The following is a 21629-nucleotide window of genomic DNA, read 5'->3' as shown; positions in this document are numbered from 1 at the left end:
GGGGTGTGTCGCCGCGGGGACCGGCCCGGTAAGGCCCCCACCGGGGCCCCCGGCGCAGTGCGCGGGGGCCCCCTCCTCACACGTCGATCAGATCGCGCGGACGTTCTCCGCCTGCGGGCCCTTCTGGCCCTGGGTGACGTCGAACTCGACCTGCTGGCCCTCGTCGAGGGACTTGTAGCCGTCGCCGGTGATGGCGGAGTAGTGGCAGAAGACGTCGGCGCCGCCGCCGTCCTGGGCGATGAACCCGAAGCCCTTCTCCGCGTTGAACCACTTCACAGTGCCCTGAGCCATGTCGTTCTTCTTCCGTGCTGGGAGGTGACCGCACAGGTACGTACCGGGTGCGGGGCCGCCGCACCGACCGGAAGGACCGAGAGGAACGTCAGGCAGAGACGACTGCGGACGTCCAAGAACGAAAGCAGAGGCGCAACAGCGACCGAGGTGAACTGTACGCCTCCTGCACCCGTCGTGGGAAGAGCCTGGTCACGGGCGTGTCCACCCGGTGGGGTGGTCCTCGAGGGCTGACCGCCCGGCCGCGCGGGTCAGGCCCGGCTCGCCAGGTCCTTCGCGGCCTTCACGACGTACATCACCGAGAGCGCCAGGAAGACGGCGCCGATCACCGCCCGCACCTGGTCGTCGGTGACCGGCGCCCGCTGGCTCACCGGCCCGGCCACCGCATCGGCCACGCGCGCCCGCCAGCCCTTGAGGCCGGCCTTCCCGAGAGTGATCGCGTCCATGACCGGGGTCACTACCCGCGCCGGCGAGGAGGTGAACGGGAGAGCGAGGTGGACGCCGCATCGGTGCATCGGTGCCGGCGCGGCGGGGCAGTGCACCCGGCATGGAGCTCCCCACCGGTGCCACCCGCAGGATCGACGTCGACGGCCGCCGGCTGGACGTGTGGGAGGCCGGTGACGCCGGGCCGACCGTCCTGCTCGTGCACGGCATCCCGACCAACTCCCGGCTGTGGTGGGACGTCGTCCCCGGGGTGGCCGGCTCGGCACGGGTGCTGGCCGTCGACATGCTCGGGTACGGCGACTCCGATCCCTCGGGCGGCCACCCGGTCGACCTCGCGGCCCAGGCGGCGCTGCTGCTCGGGCTGCTCGACACCCTCGACGTCGAACGGGCGGTGGTGGTCGGGCACGACCTCGGCGGCGGCGTGGCGCAGATCCTGGCGACCACGAGCACCGACCGCGTCGCCGGGCTCGGCGTCGTGAACGGGGTCTGCTACGACGCCTGGCCGGTGCCTGTGGTGCGCGCGCTGAAGGCCACCTGGCCGGCGCTGCGGTTCCTGCCGCCCCCGGCGCTGGCGACCGCGCTGCGCCCGGCGCTGCGGACGCTCTTCGCCCACCAGGAGCGGGCGGCCCCGTTCGTGGACCGCTTCGTCGAGCCGTGGTCCCGCCCCGGCGGCCCGGAGCAGCTCGCCGCCCACCTGCGCTCGCTGGACTCGGTCTACACGCAGACGGTGGCGCCGTTCCTGCCCCGGCTGACGATGCCGGCCGAGATCGTGTGGGGCCGCCGGGACCACCAGATGAAGCCGCGGTACGGGCAGCGGCTGGCCGACGACCTGCCCGGCGCCCGGCTCACCTGGGTCGACGACGCGAGCCACTTCGTACCCGCGGACCGGCCCGACGTCGTCGTCGAGGCGGTGCTGCGGCTGGTCGAGCGGGCGTGACCGGGAGCGCCGAGGTGTCCCCGCGGGGGTGGCCGGGTAGGGGCCCCAGATGACGAGACCGCTGGTCAGACCACGTGGACGGAAGATGATCGCCGGGGTGTGCGCCGGGCTCGCCCAGCGCTTCGGCCTCTCGACGGGGCTGGTGCGCGTCGGGTTCGTGCTGTTCGGACTCTTCGGCGTCGGCGAGATCGCCTACATCGTGCTCTGGATCATGATCCCCAAGGAGCGCTGAGCACCGCCTCCGCGGGGCTGTGATTGGCTGTCCGCCGAGCCGCCGGCCCCACGGAGGAACCGCGATGTCGATCCTGTCCACCCTCGCCGAGGCGCTGGTCAGCGCGCGGGTCGAGGTCGTCGACCTCACCGCGCCCCTGTCGGCGGAGACGCCGGTCATCCAGCTGCCCGAGCAGTTCGCGCAGACGGCGCGCTTCGAGCTCGAGGAGCTCAGCCGGTACGACGACCGGGGCCCGGCCTGGTACTGGAACAACTTCCGCACCGGCGAGCACACCGGTACGCACTTCGACGCCCCGAACCACTGGGTCACCGGCCGGGACGGCGACGACGTCGCCTCGGTGCCGGCGGCGCGGCTGATCGCCCCCGCCGTCGTCCTCGACTTCTCCGCGCAGGCCGCCGCCGACCCCGACTTCCTGCTCGAGGTGGAGCACGTCCGCGCGTGGGAGGCCGAGCACGGGCCGCTGCCCGAGGGCGGGTGGTTGCTCTTCCGCACCGGCTGGGACGCCCGGTCGGCCTCCCAGCAGGAGTTCATCAACGCCGACGACACGGGCCCGCACACCCCCGGGCTCTCCGTGGAGTGCGCGCGCTGGCTGGCTGAGGAGTCGCCGGTGCTCGGGCTGGGCGTGGAGACCGTGGGCACCGACGCCGGGGCCGCGCACTCCTTCGACCCGCCCTTCCCCTGCCACGCCGCCCTGATGGGCAGCGGCAAGTACGGCCTCACCCAGTTGCAGAACCTCGCACTGCTCCCGCCCACCGGGGCCCTCCTCGTGGCGGCGCCGCTGCCGATCGTCTCCGGGTCCGGTTCGCCGTCGCGGGTGCTGGCGCTGGTCGAGCGGGGATGAGCGGCGCGGCCGGGCGGACCGTCGCGCAGGCGGTGGGGGAGACCCTCGTCGCCCGCGGGGCCGACGCGGTGTTCGGCGTCGTCGGCTCGGGCAACTTCGTGGCCACCAACGCGATGGTCGCCGCCGGGGCCCGGTACGTCGCCGCACGGCACGAGGGCGGCGCGGCCACGATGGCCGACGCCCACGCTCGGGTGAGCGGCCGGCCGGCCGTGCTGAGCCTGCACCAGGGGTGCGGGCTCACCAACGCGCTCACCGGCATCACCGAGGCGGCCAAGAGCCGGACCCCGCTGGTGGTGCTGACCGCCGAGGCGAGCTCGCCGCGGTCCAACTTCGCCGTCGACCAGGCAGCGCTCGCCACCGCGGTCGGCGCCGTCCCGGTGCGGGTGACCTCCGCGGAGGACGCCGTCGCGGTGGCCGCCGCCGCCGTCGACACCGCCCGGCTGGAGCGGCGCACGGTCGTGCTCAACCTGCCGCTGGACGTGCAGGGGCTCCCCGCCGGGGCCGGCACGCCGCCGGCCGCGCCGGCGCCGTCGCCCGCCCTACCGGACGACGGGGAGGTGGCGCGCCTGGCCGCGGCGCTGGTCGCCGCCCGCCGACCGGTGTTCGTGGCCGGCCGCGGCGCCCGGGCCGCCCGCCCGGCGCTGGAGGCCCTCGCCGACCGCTGCGGGGCCCTGCTGGCGACGTCGGCGGTGGCGAAGGGGCTGTTCCGGGGCAGCCCCTGGGACCTCGACGTCTCCGGTGGTTTCGCGACCCCGCTGGCCGCGGAGCTGATCTCCGGCGCGGACCTGGTCGTGGGCTGGGGCTGCCAGCTGAACATGTGGACGATGCGGCACGGCCGGCTGATCGCCGACGACGCCGTCGTGGTCCAGGTCGACGACGACCCGTCGGCGATCGGGACCCAGCGCGAGGTCGCGCTCGGCGTGGTCGGCGACGTGGGGGCGACGGCGGAGGCGGTCGCCGCGCTGCTGGCCGACCCCGGGCACGCCGCCTACCGCACGCCCGAGGTGCGGGCGGCGATCGCCGCCCGCGGGCGCTGGCGGGACGAGCCGTTCCCGGACGGCGGCGGCGGGCGCGTCGACCCGCGCGCGCTGACCGCCGCCCTGGACGACCTGCTGCCCGCCGAGCGGATCGTCGCGGTCGACTCGGGCAACTTCATGGGCTACCCGAGCATGTTCCTCGACGTCCCCGACGAGCAGGGCTTCTGCTTCACCCAGGCGTTCCAGTCCGTGGGCCTGGGGCTGGCGACGGCGATCGGCGCGGCGCTGGCCCGGCCCGACCGGCTCCCGGTGGCCGCGCTCGGCGACGGCGGAGCGCTCATGGGGGCCGCCGAGCTCGAGACCGTCGTCCGGCTGGGCCTGCCGATGGTCGTGGTGGTCTACGACGACGCCGGCTACGGGGCGGAGGTGCACCACTTCGGCCCCGACGGGCACCCGCTGGAGATCGTCCGGTTCCCCGAGACCGATTTCGCGGCGATCGCTCGCGGCCACGGCTACGACGCCGTCACCGTGCGGCGGCCCGCCGACCTGGACGGCGTCGCCACCTGGCTCGCCGGGCCCCGGTCGGCGCCGCTGCTCGTGGACGCCAAGGTCACCCGCGACCAGCCCTCCTGGTGGCTGGAGGAGGCCTTCCGCGGCCACTGAGGCCGCGGCCGGCTACCAGGCCGTGGTGGCCTGGAGGACCGCCTCCGTCAGCGCGCGGGTGCGCAGGCCGGTCACCTGCTGGTACTCGGGGTCGGCGACCATGCGGCTGAACGCCTCGCGCGAGGGGTAGCGGACCAGCAGCACCGCGTCCCAGTCCTGCCCGTCCTCGGCCACCAGCGGCGTGGACCCGTCGCCGGCGTAGAGGACCTCGCCGCCGTACCGGGGGAGGAACGTGGTGTCCAGCGCCTCGGCGTACTGCGCGTACAGCTCCCGCCCGCCCTCGGCGAACCGGAGCAGGTTGAGCATCACGACGGGCCCGCCCGGGTCCTCCTGCAGGTAGCGCTTCAGGTCCGCACCGCGTGGATCGATCGCCATGCCCGGCAAGCTACCGGTCCGCTCCTGGCGCGCTCAGGGCCAGCCCTGCTCGTGCAACGGGGTGACCGTCACCTGGTTGAGCACCAGCTCACCCGGTGCTCGCACCAGCCACGACACCAGTTCGGCGACCCGCTCGGGCGGGAGCGCTTCCCGCGGGTCGGGAGCGTCCCCGGTGGCGGCCGCCCGGCGCGATCCCGGGTCCCAGACGCCCCACGACGTCGCCATCGCCCCCGGGTAGAGGACGCACGCCCGGATCCCGTGCGCACGCCCCTCGGCGGCGAGCGCCTGGGTGAACCCGGTGAGGGCGAACTTCGACGCGGAGTAGGCCGCGGCGTCGGCCCAGCCGCGGAGGCCGGCGACCGAGGAGACGTTGACGATGGTCCCGCCGCCGGCGCCCCGCATGTGAGGGAACACCGCCCGGCTCAGCACGAACGGAGCTCGCAGGTTCACGGCGAGGACACGGTCCCAGTCCTCCACCGTGGTCGTCTCGACCGGTCCGGGCGCGTCGGTGGCCGCAGCGTTGACGAGGACGGCGACCTCCCCCCACGCACCCACCACCTCCTCGACGGCGGTCCGGGTCGCCGCCGCGTCGGCGAGGTCGACGACGAACGGCAGCGCCGTCCCGGCGGACCGCTCGACCTCCGCGGCCACGGCCGCGAGGTCCTCGGCCCCCCGGGCGAGGAGAGCGACTCGGTGACCGTCGGTGGCCAGCCGGAGGGCGACGGCCCGGCCCAGCCCGCTGCTCGCGCCGGTGACGACCGCCACCGGGCGGCGGTCGACACCGGCGTCCGCCGGGTGCCGACCCGGAGATCCGTCCACGGCGCGGGCGCTCAGCACTGCCTCGCCGGATCGAGCAGCCGGTCGAGGACCGGGCCCGGGCCCCGCGCCCGGACGTACGCGTCGACGACATCGACCACCCGGTGACGAGGCATCTCCTCGCCATACCCGTGACCGGCGGCGCGACACGGCACCGGACACGAGGCCTACGGCTGCCGGGTGAGGAGTGGCGCTCCGGGTAGGGGTGCGACATGCCTCTGGAACCTGAGCCGCGTGAGGGCAGCCTCCGGCTCCGCGACGGCCGCACCCTCGCCTGGGCCGAGCACGGCGACCCCGCGGGCCGGCCGGTCCTGGGCTGCCACGGGTCGCCCAGCTCGCGGCTCGAGCGGCACGTCGAGGACCCGGAGGACTACCGCCGGTGGGGGGTGCGGTTCATCGTCCCCGACCGGCCCGGCTTCGGGCGCTCGGACCCGCACCCCGGGCGCCGGGTCATGGACTGGCCCGACGACGTCGCCCAGCTGCTGGACCACCTGGGCGTCCACCGGTGCGCGGTGCTCAGCCTCTCCGGCGGCGCCGCCTACGCGCTGGCCTGCGCGCACGCCCTCGGGGAGCGGGTGACGACCGTGGGCATCCTCGGCGGCGCGCCCCCGCCGGACGTGCCGTGGCCCTGGCCGCGCTGGGTGCCGGGGCAGCTGCGCGCGGCGCTGCACCGCCCGGGCCGGCTGGCGACGGTGCTGCGGCCGGCGCTCGCGCCGATCGGGCTGCGGCCGGCGATGATCCCCCGCTACCTGCAGCTGCGGCTCAACGCGGCCGACCGGCGGGTGATCGGGCGCCCCGCGGTCCGGCGGATCCTCGCCGACACCTTCACCGAGGGGCTGCGCAACGGCACCGCGGTGCTGGCCGAGGACCGCGCCCTGCTCTTCCGGCCGTGGGGGTTCCCGCTGTCGGAGGTCGGCCAGCAGGTGCACATCTGGCACGGCACGCAGGACTGGCAGGTGCCCGTCGTGCTCGGCCAGGTGCTGAGCGCGATGCTGCCCCGGTGCTCGGCGCACTGGCTGCCCGGGGAGGGCCACTTCCTCGTGTTCGACCACGCGGAGGAGGTGTACGGGGCGCTCCGGCCCTGACGCGCGTCAGGCCAGCTGGGCGGCGACGAGTGGTTCGAGGGTGGCCCGCGGGTGCCGCTGCTGCAGGATCCGCAGCGCCCACTTGTCGGGGAAGAGCGCCAGCAGCTCGCCGCTGGGCCGCCGCACCACCTCGACCCCGCCCGAGGAGGCGATCATCGGCAGCGACTCCTCGTCGGTGCGCATGGCCAGGCTGTAGGGCAGCCGGTCCAGCGCGACGGGGGCGTTGAACTCGTGCTCCATGCGGTGCGTGGCCACCTCGAACTGCATCGGCCCGACGACGGCCAGCACGGGTGAGCCGTCCCCGCGGCGGTCCGAGCGGAGCACCTGGACGACGCCTTCGGAGTCCAGCTGCTCGATGCCCTTGCGGAACTGCTTGTGCTTGGCGGTGTCCCGGCTGCGGACGACGGCGAAGTGCTCCGGGGCGAAGGTGGTCAGCGGCGGGAAGGCGACCGGCCGCTCGGTGTACAGCGTGTCGCCGACGCCCAGCGCGGAGGCGTTGACCAGGCCGACGACGTCCCCGGGGTAGGCGACGTCGACGCTCTCCCGCTCCCGACCGAACACCTGCTGGGCGTACTTGGTGGCGAACGGCCGGCCGGTGCGGCCGTGGGTGACGACCATGCCGCGCTCGAAGACGCCGGAGCAGATGCGGATGTAGGCGAGCCGGTCGCGGTGCGCGGCGTCCATGCCCGATTGCACCTTGAACACGAAGGCGCTGAACGGCTCCTCCAGGTCGCGGACCGCGCCGTCGGCGTCGGAGCGCCCGGTCGGGGGCGGTGCCAGGTCCACCAGCGTGTCCAGCAGCGCCCCCACCCCGAAGTTGGAGACGGCGGAGGCGAACAGCACCGGCGTGGTGACCCCGCCGAGGAAGGACTCCTGGTCGTGCTCGGCGCCGGTGGCCTCGAGCAGTTCGGCCTCCTCCACGGCCTGGGCCCAGACCTCGCCCTCCCGCTCGGTGGCCTCCGCCGCGGTCAGCAGCTCCTCGGGGGCGATCGTGGCGCCGCCGGCGGTGCGGGTGAACCGGCGGAAGGTTCCGTCGCGGCGGTCCAGGACGCCGCGGAAGTCACCGGCGATGCCCACCGGCCAGGTCAGCGGGGTGGGGGTGAGCCCGGTGCGCTCGGCGATCTCGTCCATCAGCTCCAGGGCGTCCTTGCCCGGGCGGTCCCACTTGTTGATGACGGTGACGATCGGGATGCCGCGGTGCTTGCAGACCGCGAACAGCTTCATCGTCTGGGTCTCCAGGCCCTTGGCGGCGTCGACGAGCATCACGGCGGCGTCGACGGCGGTGAGCACCCGGTAGGTGTCCTCGGAGAAGTCGGCGTGCCCGGGGGTGTCGAGCAGGTTGATCACCGCGTCCCGGTAGGAGAACTGCAGCGCCGCGGAGGTGATGGAGATGCCGCGGGCGCGCTCCATGTCCATCCAGTCCGACACCGTGCCCCGGCGGCCGGCCTTGCCGTGCACCGCGCCGGCCTGGCCGATCACCCGGGCGTGCAGCGCCAGGGCCTCGGTGAGGGTGGACTTGCCGGCGTCGGGGTGGCTGATGACGGCGAAGGTGCGCCGCCGGGCGGCCTCGGCGACCGCTGCCCGGCCGGTGCGGTCCGCGTCGCCGGCGGGGTGGGCGGCACTCACGGTGGTTCTCCTCGGTGTCCGTGGGCGCGCAGGTCCTTCGGACGGCGGCCCGGGGGTGCTCCGGGACACCGGGCGGGGGAGGGGCCAGCGGTCAGCGGGCCGGCCGGCGGCGTCCGAGCGCCCCAACGCTACAGGCGTCAGCCGATGTAACCGCCGCGCATGTCCTCGACGACGAGCGGCCGGTCCAGGGTCGAGGGCTCCAGCCGCTGCCGCGGCCGGTCGGCGGGGAACACCCCGGCGGCCGCCAGCACCGCCTCGTCCAGGAACCGGGTCGACGGCACGGCAGGGGAGAGGGCCAGCGGCGGGGGCTCCTGCCCGTGCCCGGCCAGCGCGAACCCCCAGTCGCCGAAGCTGGGCACGTGGACGTGGTACGGGGTGGCCGCCAGCCCCGCCGCCTCCAGCGTGGAGACGGTCCGCCAGTAGGCGTCCGGGGTCGAGTAGGGGCTCCCGGCCTGCACCGTGAGCAGCCCGCCGGGCGCGAGCGCGGTGGCCACCAGGCCGTAGAACTCGACGGAGTACAGCCGCCCGAGCACCGGGGTGTCGGGGTCGGGCATGTCCACGACCACCGCGTCGAAGCCGGTCGCCGCCGGGGAGCGCAGCCAGCGGAACGCGTCGTCGACGACGACCCGCACCCGGGGGTCGTCGAGCGCACCGGCGTTCAGCCCGGCCAGCCGGGTGCGCGCCAGTGCCACCACGTCGGGGTCGAGCTCGACCTGGACCACCTCCCGCACCGAGGGGTGCCGGAGCACCTCCCGGGCGGCGAGGCCGTCCCCGCCGCCGAGGACCAGCACCCGGCGGGGGTCGCGCGCGAGCGCCGGGTGCACCAGCGACTCGGTGTAGCGGTGCTCGTCGCGGCTGGAGAACTGCAGGTCGCCGTCCAGGTACAGGCGCAGGTCGCCGGAGCGCTCGGTCAGCACGATCTCCTGGTAGCGGGAGCGTTCGGCGGCCACCACGGGGTCCGCGTAGAGCCGCTGCCGGGCCGTCGTCTCGATGTCGCGCGCCTGCACGAGCAGGACGCCGAGCAGCAGCGCCGCCGCGAGGAGCGCCCCGCCGGCGGCCTGCCGGGCCCGGCGGCTCATCTGCCGCCGCAGCAGCAGGCCGCAGACCACCGCCGCGGCGAGCAGGTTGACCAGACCGGTGAGGGCCGCGCCGCGCACCTGGCCGGCCAGCGGCAGGAGCAGGAAGGGCCACACCAGCCCGCCGAGCAGCGCTCCGGCGTAGTCGGCGGCGTTGAGGTCGGCGAGGACCTTGCCGCTGCCCTCGGCGTCGATGCCCTCCCGTCCGGTCTGCAGCAGGGTCATCAGCAGCGGCACCTCGGCGCCGACCAGGATGCCGAGGACCGCCGTCGCGGCGAGCAGCACGGCGGTGCTGGTGCCGTAGAAGGAGAACGAGACGTAGAGCGTCACCGCGCTCAGGCCCCCGGCGACGCCGAGCAGGATCTCGACCGCGACGAAGGTGGTCGCCGCGTGCGGGAGGAACGGCTTGACCAGCAGGGCCCCGGCGCCGAGCGCGGCCACGAACCCGGCGACGATCAGCGAGGTCTGGGTGATGCCGCCGCCGACCAGGCTCGCCGACAGGGTCAGCAGCACCAGCTCGTAGACCAGCCCGCAGGCGGCGCAGACGGCGACGGCGGCCAGCAGCAGCGGACGGGAGCGCACCCGCTCCCGGCTCGCACCCGGTGCCACCTCGGGCGCGGACGTGGTCACGGCGTCACGACAGCGCGGCGGCGTTCACCGCGCCGATCGCGACCAGGCTGACGCCGATCGCCCACGCCGAGCCGCGCATCCGCGGCTCGTTGACCAGGTCGCGCAGGTGCTCGGGGACCACCGCGTCCAGCAGCCGCAGGGCCACGGCCTGGAGCACCACGCCGAGCAGGCCGTAGACGGCGGTGTCGACCAGGCCCTGCCCGAGGCTGTCGGCGCTGGTCATGATCGCCGTGACCACGATGATCGCCAGAGCCAGGTGGTTGGCGGCCAGCAGGATCGCGGCGTTCGGGTTGTGGTCGGTGTAGACCTGGGTGCGCAGGTTCCCGGGCGTGATCAGGTCCAGCGCGAGGAAGCCGACGGCGAGCACGCCGAAGCCGATGGCGAACCACAGCAGCGTCGCCAGGACGCCGTCCACCAACGCCCCGCCCTCGACGGTGCCGAACTCGAGGGCCTGCCAGGTCGTGGTCACGTCGGGAACTCTCCTGGGATCGGGACAGGGGTCGGGGAGGAAGCGGGGGAGCGGCGGGTCACTTGACGTCGCCCGGACCCCCGCCGCCCCCGGTGCCGGCGGGCGAGCCGGGGCGGAAGCCGGGCCCGAGGAAGGCGAAGAAGCCGCTGCGGTAGCGGCCGTCGAGGTCCTCCACGCGCACCGTGCTGCCGTCGGGCGCCGCGGTCACGACGACGATGTCGTCGTCGTAGCGCAGGTACTCGCTGCCGCCGTCGGCCTGCCGCTCGGCGGGCTGGACGGCGTCGACGATGGCCGCTGTCGTGGTGCCCACCGGGTCGGGGGAGGCGTAGACCGAGGTGTCGTCGACGACCTCGGTGCGCTCGTAGGTCTCGTCCAGGAAGTCGCGCACGCGCGTCCCGCTGCCGCACCCGGCGAGCAGGACGGCGGCCAGCACCACGGCGGCCAGCCGGCGGAGGGTGCTCACGGGGCCCACCTCGTCCGGGTCGTGACGACCTCGCCGGCGTCCCCGGCGGGGTAGAGGTGCCAGGTCTGCCAGGCCCAGCCGCCGGCGGGCAGCGCCTGCGCCGTCATGGCGGTCAGCGCGTCGGCCGCACCGGGGAACGCGCCGCAGAGCCACGCCGGGTCGTCGGCGGCCAGGGCCCGCAGCCGGGCGGCGGTCGCGTCGAGCTCGCCCCGCGTCGTGGCGGTGGTCGCCGAGGTGAAGTCGTAGCCGCCCGCGCGCAGGCCGGCGGGCAGCGGGCGGCCTCCGGCGCCGACGGCGTCGCAGGACACCTCCTCGGTGAGCCGGTGCCCGCCCGCCTCCGCGCACACCACGTGGGAGGCGCCGAGCACGCCCAGGGTGACCACCGCCCCCGGGCGGCCTTCGAGGCGCAGCCGCGCCAGCGGAGCGGGGGCCGGCCCGTCGAGCAGCAGCCCGAGCGCTCCGGCGGAGACGTCGCGCGGGGCGACGTCGAGCTGGTGCAGGCTCATGTCCCGGGCGTCCGGTGGTAGACGGTGAGCTCACCGCGGCTCACGGCGCGCCCGGTCGAGACCTCCCAGGACTGGGTGGGGGCCCAGCGCTCGAAGGCGAGCAGCCCGGTCTTGTCCGCCGTCGCGTAGTCGGCGTACTCGACGGTGCCGCTGGGCGGGGTGCCGGTGGTGCCCTCCGCCGTGTAGCTGGCCCGGCCGCGCTCGATCTGCCGGTGCACCCGGTCGTCGAGGATCACGTCGCCGTCGGGGGTGAGGTTCGTGCCCTCGCGGCGCATCCACAGCGTCATCTCGAGGTCGCCCTCGTCGTCCTCCACGGTGAGCCAGCGGCGGCCGGTCGACCCGTCGAGCAGGTGCTCGCGCCAGGTCATCCCGCCCTCCTCCAGCACGATCGTGCCGCGGACGACGTGGTCGACGCCGGCGTAGGTGATCACGTCGCCCACCCCGATGGCGTGCGGGTCGTAGACGTCGGGCTCGTCGGCCAGCGGGTCGACCCGGGGGCGCGGGGCGGCGGCCCGGACCAGGTTCCGCCGGCGGAGCACCAGCACGACCACGGCCAGCACCGCGAGGGCCACGAGGACGACCACCAGCAGGACGAGGAGGACGTCGGACATCGGGTGGCCTCCTGGAGGGTCGGCGGCTGCCGCTGGAAACCTACCGCGCCCGGCCCGTCGGGCCCGGTGCCGATCGCGCAACACGGCAGCGGGTCCGGGTTTCGGTCGCGGCGCACCGGGAAGAGCGGCCGGGACGTGGCGATGGCCCCAGCCCCGGGTTGCGCCGCCGACAGCGCTCCGGAGACGCCCATGACCGGCTTCGACCTGCTCGCCGACGCCGCCGAGAACCTCTACCCGGCGCGGATGCAGATGGCGCTCTCGCTCGGGTGGCACATCATCTTCGCCTGCTTCGGCATCGCCTTCCCCCTGATGACGGTGTTCACCGAGTGGCGCGGGCACCGGCGGGGGGACGCCCAGCTGACCCGGCTGGCGCACACCTGGGCGAAGGCGATGGGGGTGCTCTTCGCGGCGGGGGCGGTCTCGGGCACCCTGCTCTCGTTCGAGCTCGGCATCCTCTGGCCGGGCCTCATGGACCGGTTCGGCGAGGTGTTCGGCTTCCCCTTCGTGCTGGAGGGCTTCGCCTTCTTCATCGAGGCGATCTTCGTCGGGGTCTACCTCTTCGGCTGGAACCGGCTCTCGCCGCGGGCGCACATGCTCAGCGCCATCCCGATGATCGTCTCCGGCATGGCCGGCGCCTTCTTCGTCGTCGCCGCCAACGCCTGGATGAACAACCCCACGGGCTTCGACCTGGCCGAGGACGGGTCGGTGGTCAACCCCCGGCCGTGGGCGGCGATGTTCAGCGAGTCCACCTGGCCGCAGGTGACCCACATGCTGCTGGCCGCCTACATGGTCACCGGCTTCACCATCGCGTCGGTGTACGCCGTCGGCATGCTGCGCGGCCGGCGCGACGCCTACCACCGCGCGGGGCTGCTGATCCCGCTGACCTTCGCGGCGGTCCTGACCCCGGTGCAGATCGGCGTGGGCGACTGGATCGCCAACGTCGTCGCCGACAACCAGCCGACGAAGCTGGCGGCGATGGAGGCCCAGCAGGAGACGATGGCCGGTGCGCCGCTGTCCGTCGGTGGCTGGTACAGCGACGGCGAGCTGCACTACGCCCTCGAGATCCCGAACGGGCTGTCGCTGCTGGTCCACCACGACCCCGACGGCGTCATCCTGGGCCTGGAGGCGTTCCCCGACGAGCTGATCCCCCCGGTCAACGTGGTGCACCTGGCCTTCGACGTGATGGTCGGCATCGGGTCGGCGCTGCTGCTGCTCGCCGCGTGGTTCGCCTGGGCCTGGTGGCGGCGCCGGGAGATCCCGCGCAGCCCGTGGTTCCTGCGGGCGGTGGCGGTCTCCGGGGTGGCCGCGATCGTCGCCATGGAGGCGGGCTGGGTGGTGACCGAGGTCGGCCGCCAGCCGTGGATCGTCTACGGGATCATGCTCACCGAGGAGGCGGTGAGCCCGGCGCCCGGCCTCTACCTCGGCTTCTACGCCGTCGTCGTCATCTACGTGCTGCTCACCGCGCTCACCGTCTTCGTCCTCCGCCGGCTGGCCGGCGCCCCGGGCACCCCGGCCCCGCAGGAGGCGGACGCCCGGCCCCCGGACGCGCACACCGGGGAGGTGGCGGTGAAGTGACCCTGCCCGAGGTCCTGCTGAGCGTGATGTTCGTCGGGCTGCTGGCCTACGCGCTCTTCGGCGGTGCGGACTTCGGCGCCGGCATCTGGGACCTGCTGGCCGGCGGCACGCGGCGCGGCACCCCGCAGCGGGAGCTCATCGAGCGCTCGATCGCCCCGGTGTGGGAGGCCAACCACGTCTGGCTGATCTTCGTGCTGGTCGTGCTGTGGACCGCGTTCCCCGGAGCGTTCGCCGCCGTGGTGACCACCCTCTACATCCCGCTCACCCTCGCCGCGTTCGGGATGATCGCCCGCGGCGCGGCCTTCGCCTTCCGCAAGAGCATCACCACCCTGGGCATGCGCCGGTTCCTCGGCGGCGGGTTCGCGCTCTCGTCCCTGGCCACGCCGTACTTCCTCGGCGCGGTCGTCGGCGGGGTGGCGTCGGGCCGGGTCCCGCCGGGCATCGCCGCCGGCGACGTCGTCACCAGCTGGATCAACCCGACGTCCACGCTGGGGGGCGTCATGGCGGTGCTGGTCTGCGCCTACCTGGCGGCCGTCTTCCTGTGCGCCGACGCCCGGCGCGAGGGCGCCGAGGACCTGGTCGAGCAGTTCCGGGTGCGGGCGCTGGGGACCGCCGCCGTCACGGGCGCCGCGGGCATCGCCGGGCTGTTCGTGCTCCGGGCCGACGCGCCGGTGCTCTTCGACCGGCTGACCGGCCGGGCCGCCCCCGTGATCGCGGCGTCGGTCGTGGCCGGGGTGGCGGCCCTGGTCCTGCTCTGGACGCGCCGGTTCGTCGCCGCCCGCGCCGCCTCGGGCCTCGCCGTCGCGACCGTCCTGGTGGGCTGGGCGGTGGCGCAGTACCCCTACGTGCTGCTGCCGTACCTGACGATCGAGGAGGCCGCCGGCGGGCGGGCGACGCTGCTCGCGATGCTGGTGGCCCTGATCGCCGGCGGGGTGGTCCTCCTGCCGGCGCTGGTCTACCTCTACTCGCTCTTCCAGCGGCCGGAGCGCGGGCCGGAGCCGGAGCCCGCCGGGAACCGTGCCGGCCCGTCCGCTGCGGGCAGCACCGCCCCGGACCCGCCGCCGGCGGGCCGCTGAGCGTGCTCCGTCAGGAGCCGGTCGAGCGGGCCCCCGCGGGCGCCGGCCGGTTGTCCTCCACGTCGGCGCCGCCCGCGCTGTTGTCGTGGAAGGTCGTCTGCGGGGACCCCGTCGGCCCGGGTCGCCGCCCCGGCCCGGCGGCGGCGAGGGCCTCGGGCGCCAGAGCCGGGTCGACCCGGCCCCACTCGGTCTCGACGTCGGTGAGCAGCGCCTCCAGGTAGGCGCGCAGCTGCGCCCGGCAGGCCTGGGCGAACGCCTTGAGGAAGGCGACCTGCTCCTCGAGCTCGGCGGTGGTGCGCTGCCCGGCGGCGTCGCCGTCGGCACCGGTGGCCACGCTGAGCCGCGCAGCCGCCTCCTGGGCCGCCTGCATGATGGCGCCGGCGTTCTCACGCGCCAGCCGCAGCTGCTCCTCGTACTGGTCGCGCGCCTCGGCGGTCATCTGCCGGCTGAAGTCCTCGGCCTCGGCGACGTACTCGTCGGCCGTCTGCTGGGCGCTGGCGAGGATCTTCACCGCCTGCTCGCTGGGCGGCTCGGGCACCGTGATGCCCGACAGGCGCTGCTGCAGCTCGGCCACCTGGCGCTGCAGGTCGTCGCGCTCGCCGGCGAGGCTGCGCACCTCTGCGGCCACCATCTCCCGGAAGCGGTCGACCTCGGACTGGTCGTAGCCGGGGTGCAGCATCGTGCCGGCGGTGAAGCGGGCACCGCGGATCTGCTCCGGCGTGAGCCGCCGCGCACCCCCTCCGGTCCCGGACGTCTCGGTGGTGGTCATTCGGTCACCTTCCCCTCGGCACTGGGCCCCGGTCGGCTGGGGGCGAACACCTCGCTGCGCACCCGTTCCCGTGGCACGCCGTGCCGCAGGAGGCCCTCGACGGTCGCCTCCACCATGGGCGCCGGGCCGGCCACGTACACCTCCCGGCTGAGCCACGGCCCCTGCCGGAGGACGACGTCACCGACGTCCCCGTGCTCCAGGCCGGACAGGTCGTCGTCGGACACCGCGAAGGTCACGTCGAGCCACGGATGGGCCGCCTGCAGCTCACCGAGGGGTGCGCGGTCGTAGAGCTGGGCCTCGGTGCGGGCTCCGGCGAAGAGGTCGACCCGGCGGGGCGGACCCTGCCGGGCCACCTGGTCGACCAGTGCCTTGAGCGGCGCCAGGCCCATGCCGCCGGCGACGAGCAGCAGGTCGCGGTCGGAGTCCGGGGGCAGCGTCAGCTCGCCGAGCGGGGGGCCGAGGCGCAGCAGGTCGCCCACCTCGGTGCTGCGGACGAGGGCGGTGCTGACCGGGCCGCCGGGCCGGGCCTTGACGTGGAGCTCCAGCGTGCCGTCCTCGCGCGGGGCGTTGGCCGGGGAGTAGTACCGCCACAGCCGGGGACGGCGGTCGATCTCCAGCGACATCGACTGCCCGGCCAGGTAGTTGACCGGCACCTCGGGCCGCACCTGGAGCACCGCGACGTCGACCGCTCGGCGTTCGTGGGCCACCACCTCGGCCCGCCAGGTCGCCGGCTGGTCCGCGGACTCCTCCGCGCCCTGGATCATCACCGAGGCGACGATCTCGTAGGCCTCGGTCCAGGTGCGGGCGCGGTGCTCGTCCCACTCGTCGTCGAAGTGCTCCAGCGTCGCGAGCAGGCTGGGCATCACCGCGGGGTAGTGCGCCGGCAGGGTGCCGAACTTGCGGTGGTCGTGCCCGAGCTGCTTCAGGATCGGCACCAGCGCGTCGAGGTCGTCGACGTGGGACACCACCTCGCCGAGGGCGTGGAAGAACCGGTCGCGCTGGTGGGCCATCGAGACGGGGAACATCGCCCGCGTCTCGGGGTGGCTGAGGAACAGGTGCGAGTAGAAGTACAGCGGTGCCTCGTCGCCGGTGGCGGCCGCCTTGGCGAAGCTGGCCCGCATCGCGGCGATGTCCATCCGTGCGTGCCTCCTCGCGGCGTGTTCCCCCCGACCGGGCGAGCGCGCGCACCGGCTCGGTGCGACGACGCCTGCGCGTTCCGCTGGGCCCTTCCCCGGTGCACCCGGTGTCACACGGACCGCGCCGAGGTTTCTGGACACGCCCCAGCGGGCCGGGGGAGAAAACTCGCTCGCCGCCGATGAGCCCGGCGGGGAGAGTCGGTCCACACCACGAGGAATCCGCACGACGCGAACCCGGGTGAGGTACCCATGGCGCTGCACGCACCACTGGCCGTCGAGGCGACGGCCCTGACCAAGTCCTACGGCGCGACGACGGCGGTGAGCGGGCTCGACCTCGCCGTGCCGGCCGGGACGATCTACGGCGTGCTCGGCCCCAACGGGGCGGGCAAGACCACGACCATCCGCATGCTGGCCACGCTCATCCGCCCCGACTCGGGCAGCGCCCGGGTGCTGGGGCACGACGTCGTCGCCGAGGCCGACGCCGTCCGCGGGCTGGTGAGCCTCACCGGGCAGCTGGCCTCGGTCGACGAGGAGCTGACCGGCCGCGAGAACCTCGTGCTGCTCGGCCGCCTCCTCGGGCTGTCCCGCCCCGGTGCGCGGGCCCGCGCCGACGAGCTGCTGGAGGCCTTCGGCATCGCCGCCGCCGCCGGGAAGCTCGTCAAGCACTACTCCGGGGGCATGCGGCGCCGCCTGGACATCGCGGCGAGCATCGTGGTCACCCCGCGGCTGATGTTCCTGGACGAGCCGACGACCGGGCTGGACCCGCGCTCGCGCAACCAGGTGTGGGAGATCGCCCGCGCGCTCGTGGCCGGGGGGACGACGATCCTGCTCTGCACCCAGTACCTGGAGGAGGCCGACCAGCTCGCCGACGGGATCGCCGTGATCGACCGGGGGCGGGTGATCGCCGAGGGCACCCCGGCGCAGCTCAAGGCGTCGGTGGGCACCGGCGCCCTGCACGTCCGGCTGCTCGACCCGGCCCGGCGCCCCGACGCGGCCGACGTCCTGGGACGTGCGCTGGGCGCGGTCACCCTGGAGGCCGACCCGGCGGCCTTGTCCGCCGTCTGCCCGGACCCGGCCCGGGCGGCGGCGGGGGTCGCCGAGCTCGCGCGGACCGGCATCGGCCTGGCCCACTTCTCGCTCGACCAGCCCAGCCTGGACGAGGTCTTCCTGGCGCTCACCGGCCGGGGCGCGGAGGAACCGCCCGGCCCCGCACCCACCCTCGAGGAGCAGACGTCATGACCACTGCGACCACGGACGCCGACACCGCGGCGGTGCGCCGGGCGATCGCCGGCACGGAACGCCCGCCCCGGCCCGGGGCGCTGCAGACCGCCCTCACCTTCGGCTGGCGCGGCATGCTCAAGGTCAAGCACGTGCCCGAGCAGCTGCTCGACGTCACGGTCACGCCGGTGATGTTCCTGCTGATGTTCACCTACCTGTTCGGCGGCGCCATCGCCGGCTCCACCAGCGCCTACCTGGACTACACGCTGCCCGGCCTGCTGGTGATGTCGGTGCTCTTCACCACCGTCTACTCCGGCATCTCGCTGAACACCGACCTGACCAAGGGCGTCGTCGACCGGTTCCGCTCGCTGCCCATCTGGCGGCCGGCCCCGCTGCTCGGGGCGCTGCTCGGCGACAGCGTCCGCTACGTCGTGGCCGGCACGGTGCTCATCGTCGTCGGCGTGCTCCTGGGCTACCGCCCGGACGCCGGGGTGTCCGGAGCCCTGGCGGCGCTGGCGCTGGTGGTGGTGTTCTCCTTCGGGCTGTCGTGGGCGTTCTCGGTGCTCGGCCTGCTGCTGCGCAGCCCGAACGCGGTCATGAACGCGGGCTTCATGGGGATCTTCCCGCTGACCTTCCTGTCCAACGTCTTCGTCGACCCGGCCACCCTCCCCGGGCCGCTGCAGGCGTTCGTCGACGTCAACCCCATCTCGATCCTGGCGACGGCGTGCCGCTCCCTGATGGACGGCACCCCGGACGGCGGCGCGATCCTGGTCTCGCTGGCGGTGGCCGCGGCGCTGGCGTTGGTGTTCCTGCCGCTCACCACCCGGCTCTACCGGAGCCGCTGAGGGTCACGACGCCGGCGCGGCGGCGGCGGGGGCGGGCCGCGGTGCACCCCGCGGGATGGCCAACCCGCCGACCAGACCGGCGGCGAGCACCGCGGTGCTCACGCCGAAGGCCACCTGGAAGCCGGCGACGTCGGTGAGCCACCCGGCGACGAGGGGGCCGGCGATCGCGCCGAGGTCCGCCGACATCTGGAACACCGCCACCACCCGGCCGCCCCGCCCGCCGCTGAGGTCGCCGACCAGCGCCGCCGGTGCGCTGGCCAGCAGGGAGGCGCCCAGCCCGAAGACGGCCATGGAGAGCAGGAAGGCCCAGATCGCCGGCGGCAGGACGAGCACCGCCATGGCGGCGGTCGCCAGTGCGGCGCCCAGCACCAGCGAAGGCCGCCGTCCCCAGCCGTCGACGAGCCGGCCCGAGCGCAGCAGGCCCAGCGCCTGCGCGAGCGACCCGGCGAGCAGGCCCGCCCCGGCCCAGGCCACCGTGCGCCCCAGCTCCTCGGTGACGTACAGCGGCACGAGGGAGTTGCGGACCCCGAACAGCACCCAGCCGACGCCGAAGTTGGCCACCAGCGCGGCCAGGTAGACGCGGGAGCGCAGTGCGCTGCCGAGCCGGACCGGTCCGGCGTCGAGGTCGGGGCCGGCGACGTCGGCCGCCGCGGGCGCGGCCGGGTCGGGCTCGGCGGTGCGCAGGAGCGCGATGCCGACCGCGCCGGCGACCAGCAGGAAGCCGGCGTAGAGGAAGAAGGGCAGCCGGGGGGAGAGCTCGGCGAGCAGGCCGCCGGCGGCGGGGCCGGCGATCCCGCCGAGGATGAAGCCGCCCTGCCAGGTCGCCGCGGCGCGGCCGCGGTGCGAGGGAGGGGCGACCCGCAGCAGCAGCGACAGCGCCGCCACGGTGAACATGGCGCTGCCGATGCCGCCGGCGGCGCGCAGCCCCAGGAAGACCGGGAAGGACCCCGCGAGCCCGGCGAGCCCGGTGGTGACGGCGACGATCACCAGCCCGGAGGCGAGCACCAGTCGCTCGCCGAAGCGCTCGACCAGGGTGCCGCCGCTGAACGCCGAGACGAAGCGGAAGAACGCGAAGGCGCTGACGGCCAGGCCGACGGCCGTGGTGCCGACGCCGAAGGAGCGGGCGAAGAGCGGGATGGCCGGCGCGACGATGCCGAACCCGAGGGCCACGACGAAGGCGATGACCGCCAGGACCCTGACCTCGCGGGGCAGCCCGCCCCCCGTCCCGTCCCGCACGAGGGATCATGCTCGCACGAGGCCGTGCTGCTGAGCGCCGGACGTACGGGGCGGCGGTCGCTCCGTACGTCCGGCGCTCAGCGGGTCAGGCGATCCGCCGGGCGAAGGGGGCGTCGCCCATGGAGTGGATCGACGCCACCTTCACCGGCACGCCGGAGGTCGACGCGTGCACCATCTGCCCGTTGCCGATGTACATGCCCACGTGGCTGACCGGTGAGTAGTAGAAGAGCAGGTCGCCGGGCTGCAGCGCCGACAGGGGCACCGAGGTGCCCATCGTCGACTGCATGCGGCTGGAGTGCGGCAGGCTGATGCCGGCGGCCGCGTAGGCGTACTGCATCAGGCCCGAGCAGTCGAAGGCGTTCGGGCCGGCGGCCGCCCACACGTAGGGGTCGCCGATCTGCGCCATGGCCGTGCTCACCGCGGTCTGCGCCGCCCCGCTGCCGCCGGACGGGGCGGGCGGGGGCGGAGCCGGGGCCGCCGGGGCCGGGGTAGCCGCCGGGGCGGGCGCCGGAGCCGGGGCCGCCGGGGCCGGAGCAGCCGCAGCGGGCGCCCCGGGGGCCGGCGCGGCCTGGGCGGCCGGGGCCTGCGCCGCGGCCTCCTCGGCGGCGTGCCGCTCGGCGGCGGCCCGGGAGGCCCGCTGCTCCTCGTCGGTCAGCCGCTCGTACTGGGCCTGGTAGACCGCGATCTGCTCGTCGAGCCGCGCCCGCTGCGCGTCGACGCGGTCGACCTGCTCCTGGGCCGCGGTGGCGGCCTCCTCGGCGGCGGCCCGCGCCCGCTCGGCGTCCTCGCCGGCGCTGCGCGCCTCGCCGAGGACGCCGTTGTTGTGGGCGGCGATGGTGTCGAGCAGCCCCACCCGGTCGACCAGGTCGCTCGCCGACTCGCTGGTCAGCACGGCCTCGAGGGTGCCGAGCCCCTCGCCGGTGTAGGCGCTGCGGGCCACGGTCCGGACGCGGTCCTGCGCCTGGGCGAGCGCGGCCTGCGCAGCGGTCAGCTCCTCGGCCGCCGCGTCGGCGGCCGCCTGCGTGGCCTTGAGCTGCTCGCGGGTCTCGTTGAAGCGCTCGGTGAGGACCTCCAGGTCGTGCGCGCGGGCGGCGATGAGCTGCGCGGCCTCCTGGGAGGTGGCCGGCCGCTGGGGGTCGGCGAGTGCGGGGAGGGGCGTCAGGGCGACGCCGCCGGCGGCCACGAGGGCCAGCAGGGCCCGCCGTCCGGTGACGCGGCGGTGGGCAGGGCTGAGCGAACTCGCCATGTTCGGCGGGTGGTCCTTTCTTCCACGGCCGCCTACCGGGTTAGCTGACGGGTTCGGGAGGGAAGTCGCCCGGCGTCCGGCCGGCCCTGCGGGCCGATCGGTCGCTTCACCCCAGGTGGTGCGGTGGGTCCCCGGTCCTGGTGCCGGCGGGTGCCGGCGGATGGTTCGGCGGCGTCCGGACGGCTGTCGCCGGTTGAGCGACGGACGGGTCCGTCCGGACGCGCCCACGCTAGGGGGCGATCCGTGGCACCACCATGCCTGGAGACGACTTCGTCGGGGACCATCGCGCTCCGCTCATCGGTGGCTCACCCGCCGTGACCGGCACGCCGCGACACACCGTCAGTCGGCGGACGTGAGCTGCGCCACCTCGCCGACGACCCAGACCGCCGGGGGGCGGACGGTGTGCTCGGTGAGGGTGGCGGGGAGGCCGGCGAGGGTGGTGCGCAGGGTGCGCTGGGTGGGGGTGGAGCCGTCGGAGACGACGGCGAC

Annotated in this window: 23 protein-coding genes and 1 riboswitch; of the genes, 9 read left to right on the top strand and 14 right to left on the bottom strand. The window is 75.2% G+C overall.

The annotated features are described in order from the left end of the window. Nucleotides 1–87 precede the first annotated feature (87 nt). Together ACI792_RS20145 and ACI792_RS20140 are read right to left on the bottom strand one after the other, a co-directional pair. Nucleotides 88–291 carry a cold-shock protein gene (locus ACI792_RS20145; RefSeq protein ID WP_456581241.1) on the bottom strand — a complete coding sequence of 68 codons (204 nt, stop codon included), beginning with the start codon at nt 289–291 and terminating at the stop codon, nt 88–90. Between the two features lie 248 nt (nt 292–539). Then, nucleotides 540–734, bottom strand: a complete 195-nt coding sequence (locus tag ACI792_RS20140; RefSeq protein WP_456581242.1) for a hypothetical protein — start codon at nt 732–734, stop codon at nt 540–542. A gap of 101 nt (nt 735–835) precedes the next feature. On the opposite strand from ACI792_RS20140, the gene ACI792_RS20135 reads away from it, so the two are divergent. The 4 genes from ACI792_RS20135 (at nt 836) to ACI792_RS20120 (ending at nt 4382) form a co-directional block, all read left to right on the top strand. After that, on the top strand, nt 836–1669 hold the full coding sequence (locus ACI792_RS20135) for an alpha/beta fold hydrolase (RefSeq protein ID WP_456604153.1): 834 nt from the start codon (nt 836–838) through the stop codon (nt 1667–1669). 49 nt (nt 1670–1718) lie between these two features. Further along, the gene (locus ACI792_RS20130) at nt 1719–1901 is read left to right on the top strand and encodes a PspC domain-containing protein (protein WP_456604152.1); all 183 of its coding nucleotides are present in this window, start codon (nt 1719–1721) and stop codon (nt 1899–1901) included. A 64-nt stretch (nt 1902–1965) separates the two neighbouring features. Beyond that, complete coding sequence (locus tag ACI792_RS20125) at nt 1966–2742, top strand: cyclase family protein (protein ID WP_456604151.1); 777 nt, start codon at nt 1966–1968, stop codon at nt 2740–2742. After that, on the top strand, nt 2739–4382 hold the full coding sequence (locus ACI792_RS20120) for a thiamine pyrophosphate-binding protein (protein ID WP_456604150.1): 1644 nt from the start codon (nt 2739–2741) through the stop codon (nt 4380–4382). The genes ACI792_RS20125 and ACI792_RS20120 overlap by 4 nt, the downstream gene beginning before the upstream one ends. A 12-nt stretch (nt 4383–4394) precedes the next feature. Here ACI792_RS20120 and ACI792_RS20115 read toward each other — a convergent pair whose 3' ends face one another. Beyond that, nucleotides 4395–4757 (bottom strand): DUF1330 domain-containing protein, encoded by a 363-nt coding sequence (locus ACI792_RS20115; RefSeq protein ID WP_456604149.1) that lies wholly within the window; start codon nt 4755–4757, stop codon nt 4395–4397. Nucleotides 4758–4790: 33 nt separating this feature from the next. Continuing rightward, nucleotides 4791–5576 (bottom strand): SDR family oxidoreductase, encoded by a 786-nt coding sequence (locus tag ACI792_RS20110; RefSeq protein WP_456604148.1) that lies wholly within the window; start codon nt 5574–5576, stop codon nt 4791–4793. A 209-nt stretch (nt 5577–5785) separates the two neighbouring features. On the opposite strand from ACI792_RS20110, the gene ACI792_RS20105 reads away from it, so the two are divergent. Next, entirely contained in the window at nt 5786–6658 is an 873-nt protein-coding gene (locus tag ACI792_RS20105; RefSeq protein WP_456604147.1) for an alpha/beta fold hydrolase, read from the top strand. A gap of 6 nt (nt 6659–6664) precedes the next feature. On the opposite strand, the gene ACI792_RS20100 is transcribed toward ACI792_RS20105, so the two are convergent. The 6 genes from ACI792_RS20100 to ACI792_RS20075 all read right to left on the bottom strand — a co-directional run bounded on the left by ACI792_RS20100 (nt 6665) and on the right by ACI792_RS20075 (nt 12039). Next, entirely contained in the window at nt 6665–8284 is a 1620-nt protein-coding gene (locus ACI792_RS20100) for a peptide chain release factor 3 (RefSeq protein ID WP_456604146.1), read from the bottom strand. Between the two features lie 137 nt (nt 8285–8421). After that, nucleotides 8422–9990 carry a polyamine aminopropyltransferase gene (locus tag ACI792_RS20095; RefSeq protein WP_456604145.1) on the bottom strand — a complete coding sequence of 523 codons (1569 nt, stop codon included), beginning with the start codon at nt 9988–9990 and terminating at the stop codon, nt 8422–8424. A 4-nt stretch (nt 9991–9994) separates the two neighbouring features. Continuing rightward, nucleotides 9995–10459 (bottom strand): DUF350 domain-containing protein, encoded by a 465-nt coding sequence (locus ACI792_RS20090; protein ID WP_456604144.1) that lies wholly within the window; start codon nt 10457–10459, stop codon nt 9995–9997. 58 nt (nt 10460–10517) lie between these two features. Beyond that, complete coding sequence (locus ACI792_RS20085) at nt 10518–10922, bottom strand: DUF4247 domain-containing protein (protein ID WP_456581254.1); 405 nt, start codon at nt 10920–10922, stop codon at nt 10518–10520. Beyond that, nucleotides 10919–11428: a DUF2617 family protein gene (locus tag ACI792_RS20080; protein WP_456604143.1), complete on the bottom strand. Its 510-nt coding sequence runs from the start codon at nt 11426–11428 to the stop codon at nt 10919–10921. Before ACI792_RS20080 ends, ACI792_RS20085 begins: the two co-directional genes overlap by 4 nt. Beyond that, the gene (locus ACI792_RS20075) at nt 11425–12039 is read right to left on the bottom strand and encodes a DUF4178 domain-containing protein (protein WP_456604142.1); all 615 of its coding nucleotides are present in this window, start codon (nt 12037–12039) and stop codon (nt 11425–11427) included. Before ACI792_RS20075 ends, ACI792_RS20080 begins: the two co-directional genes overlap by 4 nt. Nucleotides 12040–12228: 189 nt before the next feature. Here ACI792_RS20075 and ACI792_RS20070 point away from each other — a divergent pair, with 189 nt between their 5' ends. Next, nucleotides 12229–13614, top strand: coding sequence for a cytochrome ubiquinol oxidase subunit I (locus ACI792_RS20070; protein ID WP_456604141.1), 1386 nt, complete (start codon nt 12229–12231; stop codon nt 13612–13614). After that, nucleotides 13611–14690 carry a cytochrome d ubiquinol oxidase subunit II gene (locus ACI792_RS20065; RefSeq protein WP_456604140.1) on the top strand — a complete coding sequence of 360 codons (1080 nt, stop codon included), beginning with the start codon at nt 13611–13613 and terminating at the stop codon, nt 14688–14690. The genes ACI792_RS20070 and ACI792_RS20065 overlap by 4 nt, the downstream gene beginning before the upstream one ends. A 10-nt stretch (nt 14691–14700) precedes the next feature. On the opposite strand, the gene ACI792_RS20060 is transcribed toward ACI792_RS20065, so the two are convergent. Both ACI792_RS20060 and ACI792_RS20055 read right to left on the bottom strand, forming a co-directional pair. Further along, a complete protein-coding gene (locus tag ACI792_RS20060) occupies nt 14701–15459 on the bottom strand; it encodes a DivIVA domain-containing protein (protein ID WP_456604139.1) in 759 nt (252 codons plus the stop codon). Beyond that, nucleotides 15456–16595 carry a globin domain-containing protein gene (locus tag ACI792_RS20055; protein WP_456581260.1) on the bottom strand — a complete coding sequence of 380 codons (1140 nt, stop codon included), beginning with the start codon at nt 16593–16595 and terminating at the stop codon, nt 15456–15458. Before ACI792_RS20055 ends, ACI792_RS20060 begins: the two co-directional genes overlap by 4 nt. Before the next feature lie 249 nt (nt 16596–16844). Here ACI792_RS20055 and ACI792_RS20050 point away from each other — a divergent pair, with 249 nt between their 5' ends. Both ACI792_RS20050 and ACI792_RS20045 read left to right on the top strand, forming a co-directional pair. Next, entirely contained in the window at nt 16845–17834 is a 990-nt protein-coding gene (locus tag ACI792_RS20050; protein ID WP_456604138.1) for an ATP-binding cassette domain-containing protein, read from the top strand. Then, entirely contained in the window at nt 17831–18658 is an 828-nt protein-coding gene (locus ACI792_RS20045) for an ABC transporter permease (RefSeq protein ID WP_456581262.1), read from the top strand. Before ACI792_RS20050 ends, ACI792_RS20045 begins: the two co-directional genes overlap by 4 nt. A gap of 3 nt (nt 18659–18661) precedes the next feature. Here the strand turns inward: ACI792_RS20045 and ACI792_RS20040 are convergent, their stop codons facing one another. Both ACI792_RS20040 and ACI792_RS20035 read right to left on the bottom strand, forming a co-directional pair. Continuing rightward, nucleotides 18662–19894: an MFS transporter gene (locus tag ACI792_RS20040; protein WP_456604137.1), complete on the bottom strand. Its 1233-nt coding sequence runs from the start codon at nt 19892–19894 to the stop codon at nt 18662–18664. Between the two features lie 85 nt (nt 19895–19979). Continuing rightward, nucleotides 19980–21140: a C40 family peptidase gene (locus ACI792_RS20035; protein ID WP_456604136.1), complete on the bottom strand. Its 1161-nt coding sequence runs from the start codon at nt 21138–21140 to the stop codon at nt 19980–19982. A 14-nt stretch (nt 21141–21154) separates the two neighbouring features. After that, a riboswitch (cyclic di-AMP (ydaO/yuaA leader) is annotated at nt 21155–21309 on the bottom strand. Nucleotides 21310–21629: the final 320 nt, after the last annotated feature.

This window comes from Blastococcus sp. SYSU DS0669 (assembly GCF_054050895.1).
The sequence above is the reverse complement of the archived record's forward strand: the minus strand, read 5'-3'. Positions and strand labels throughout refer to the sequence as shown.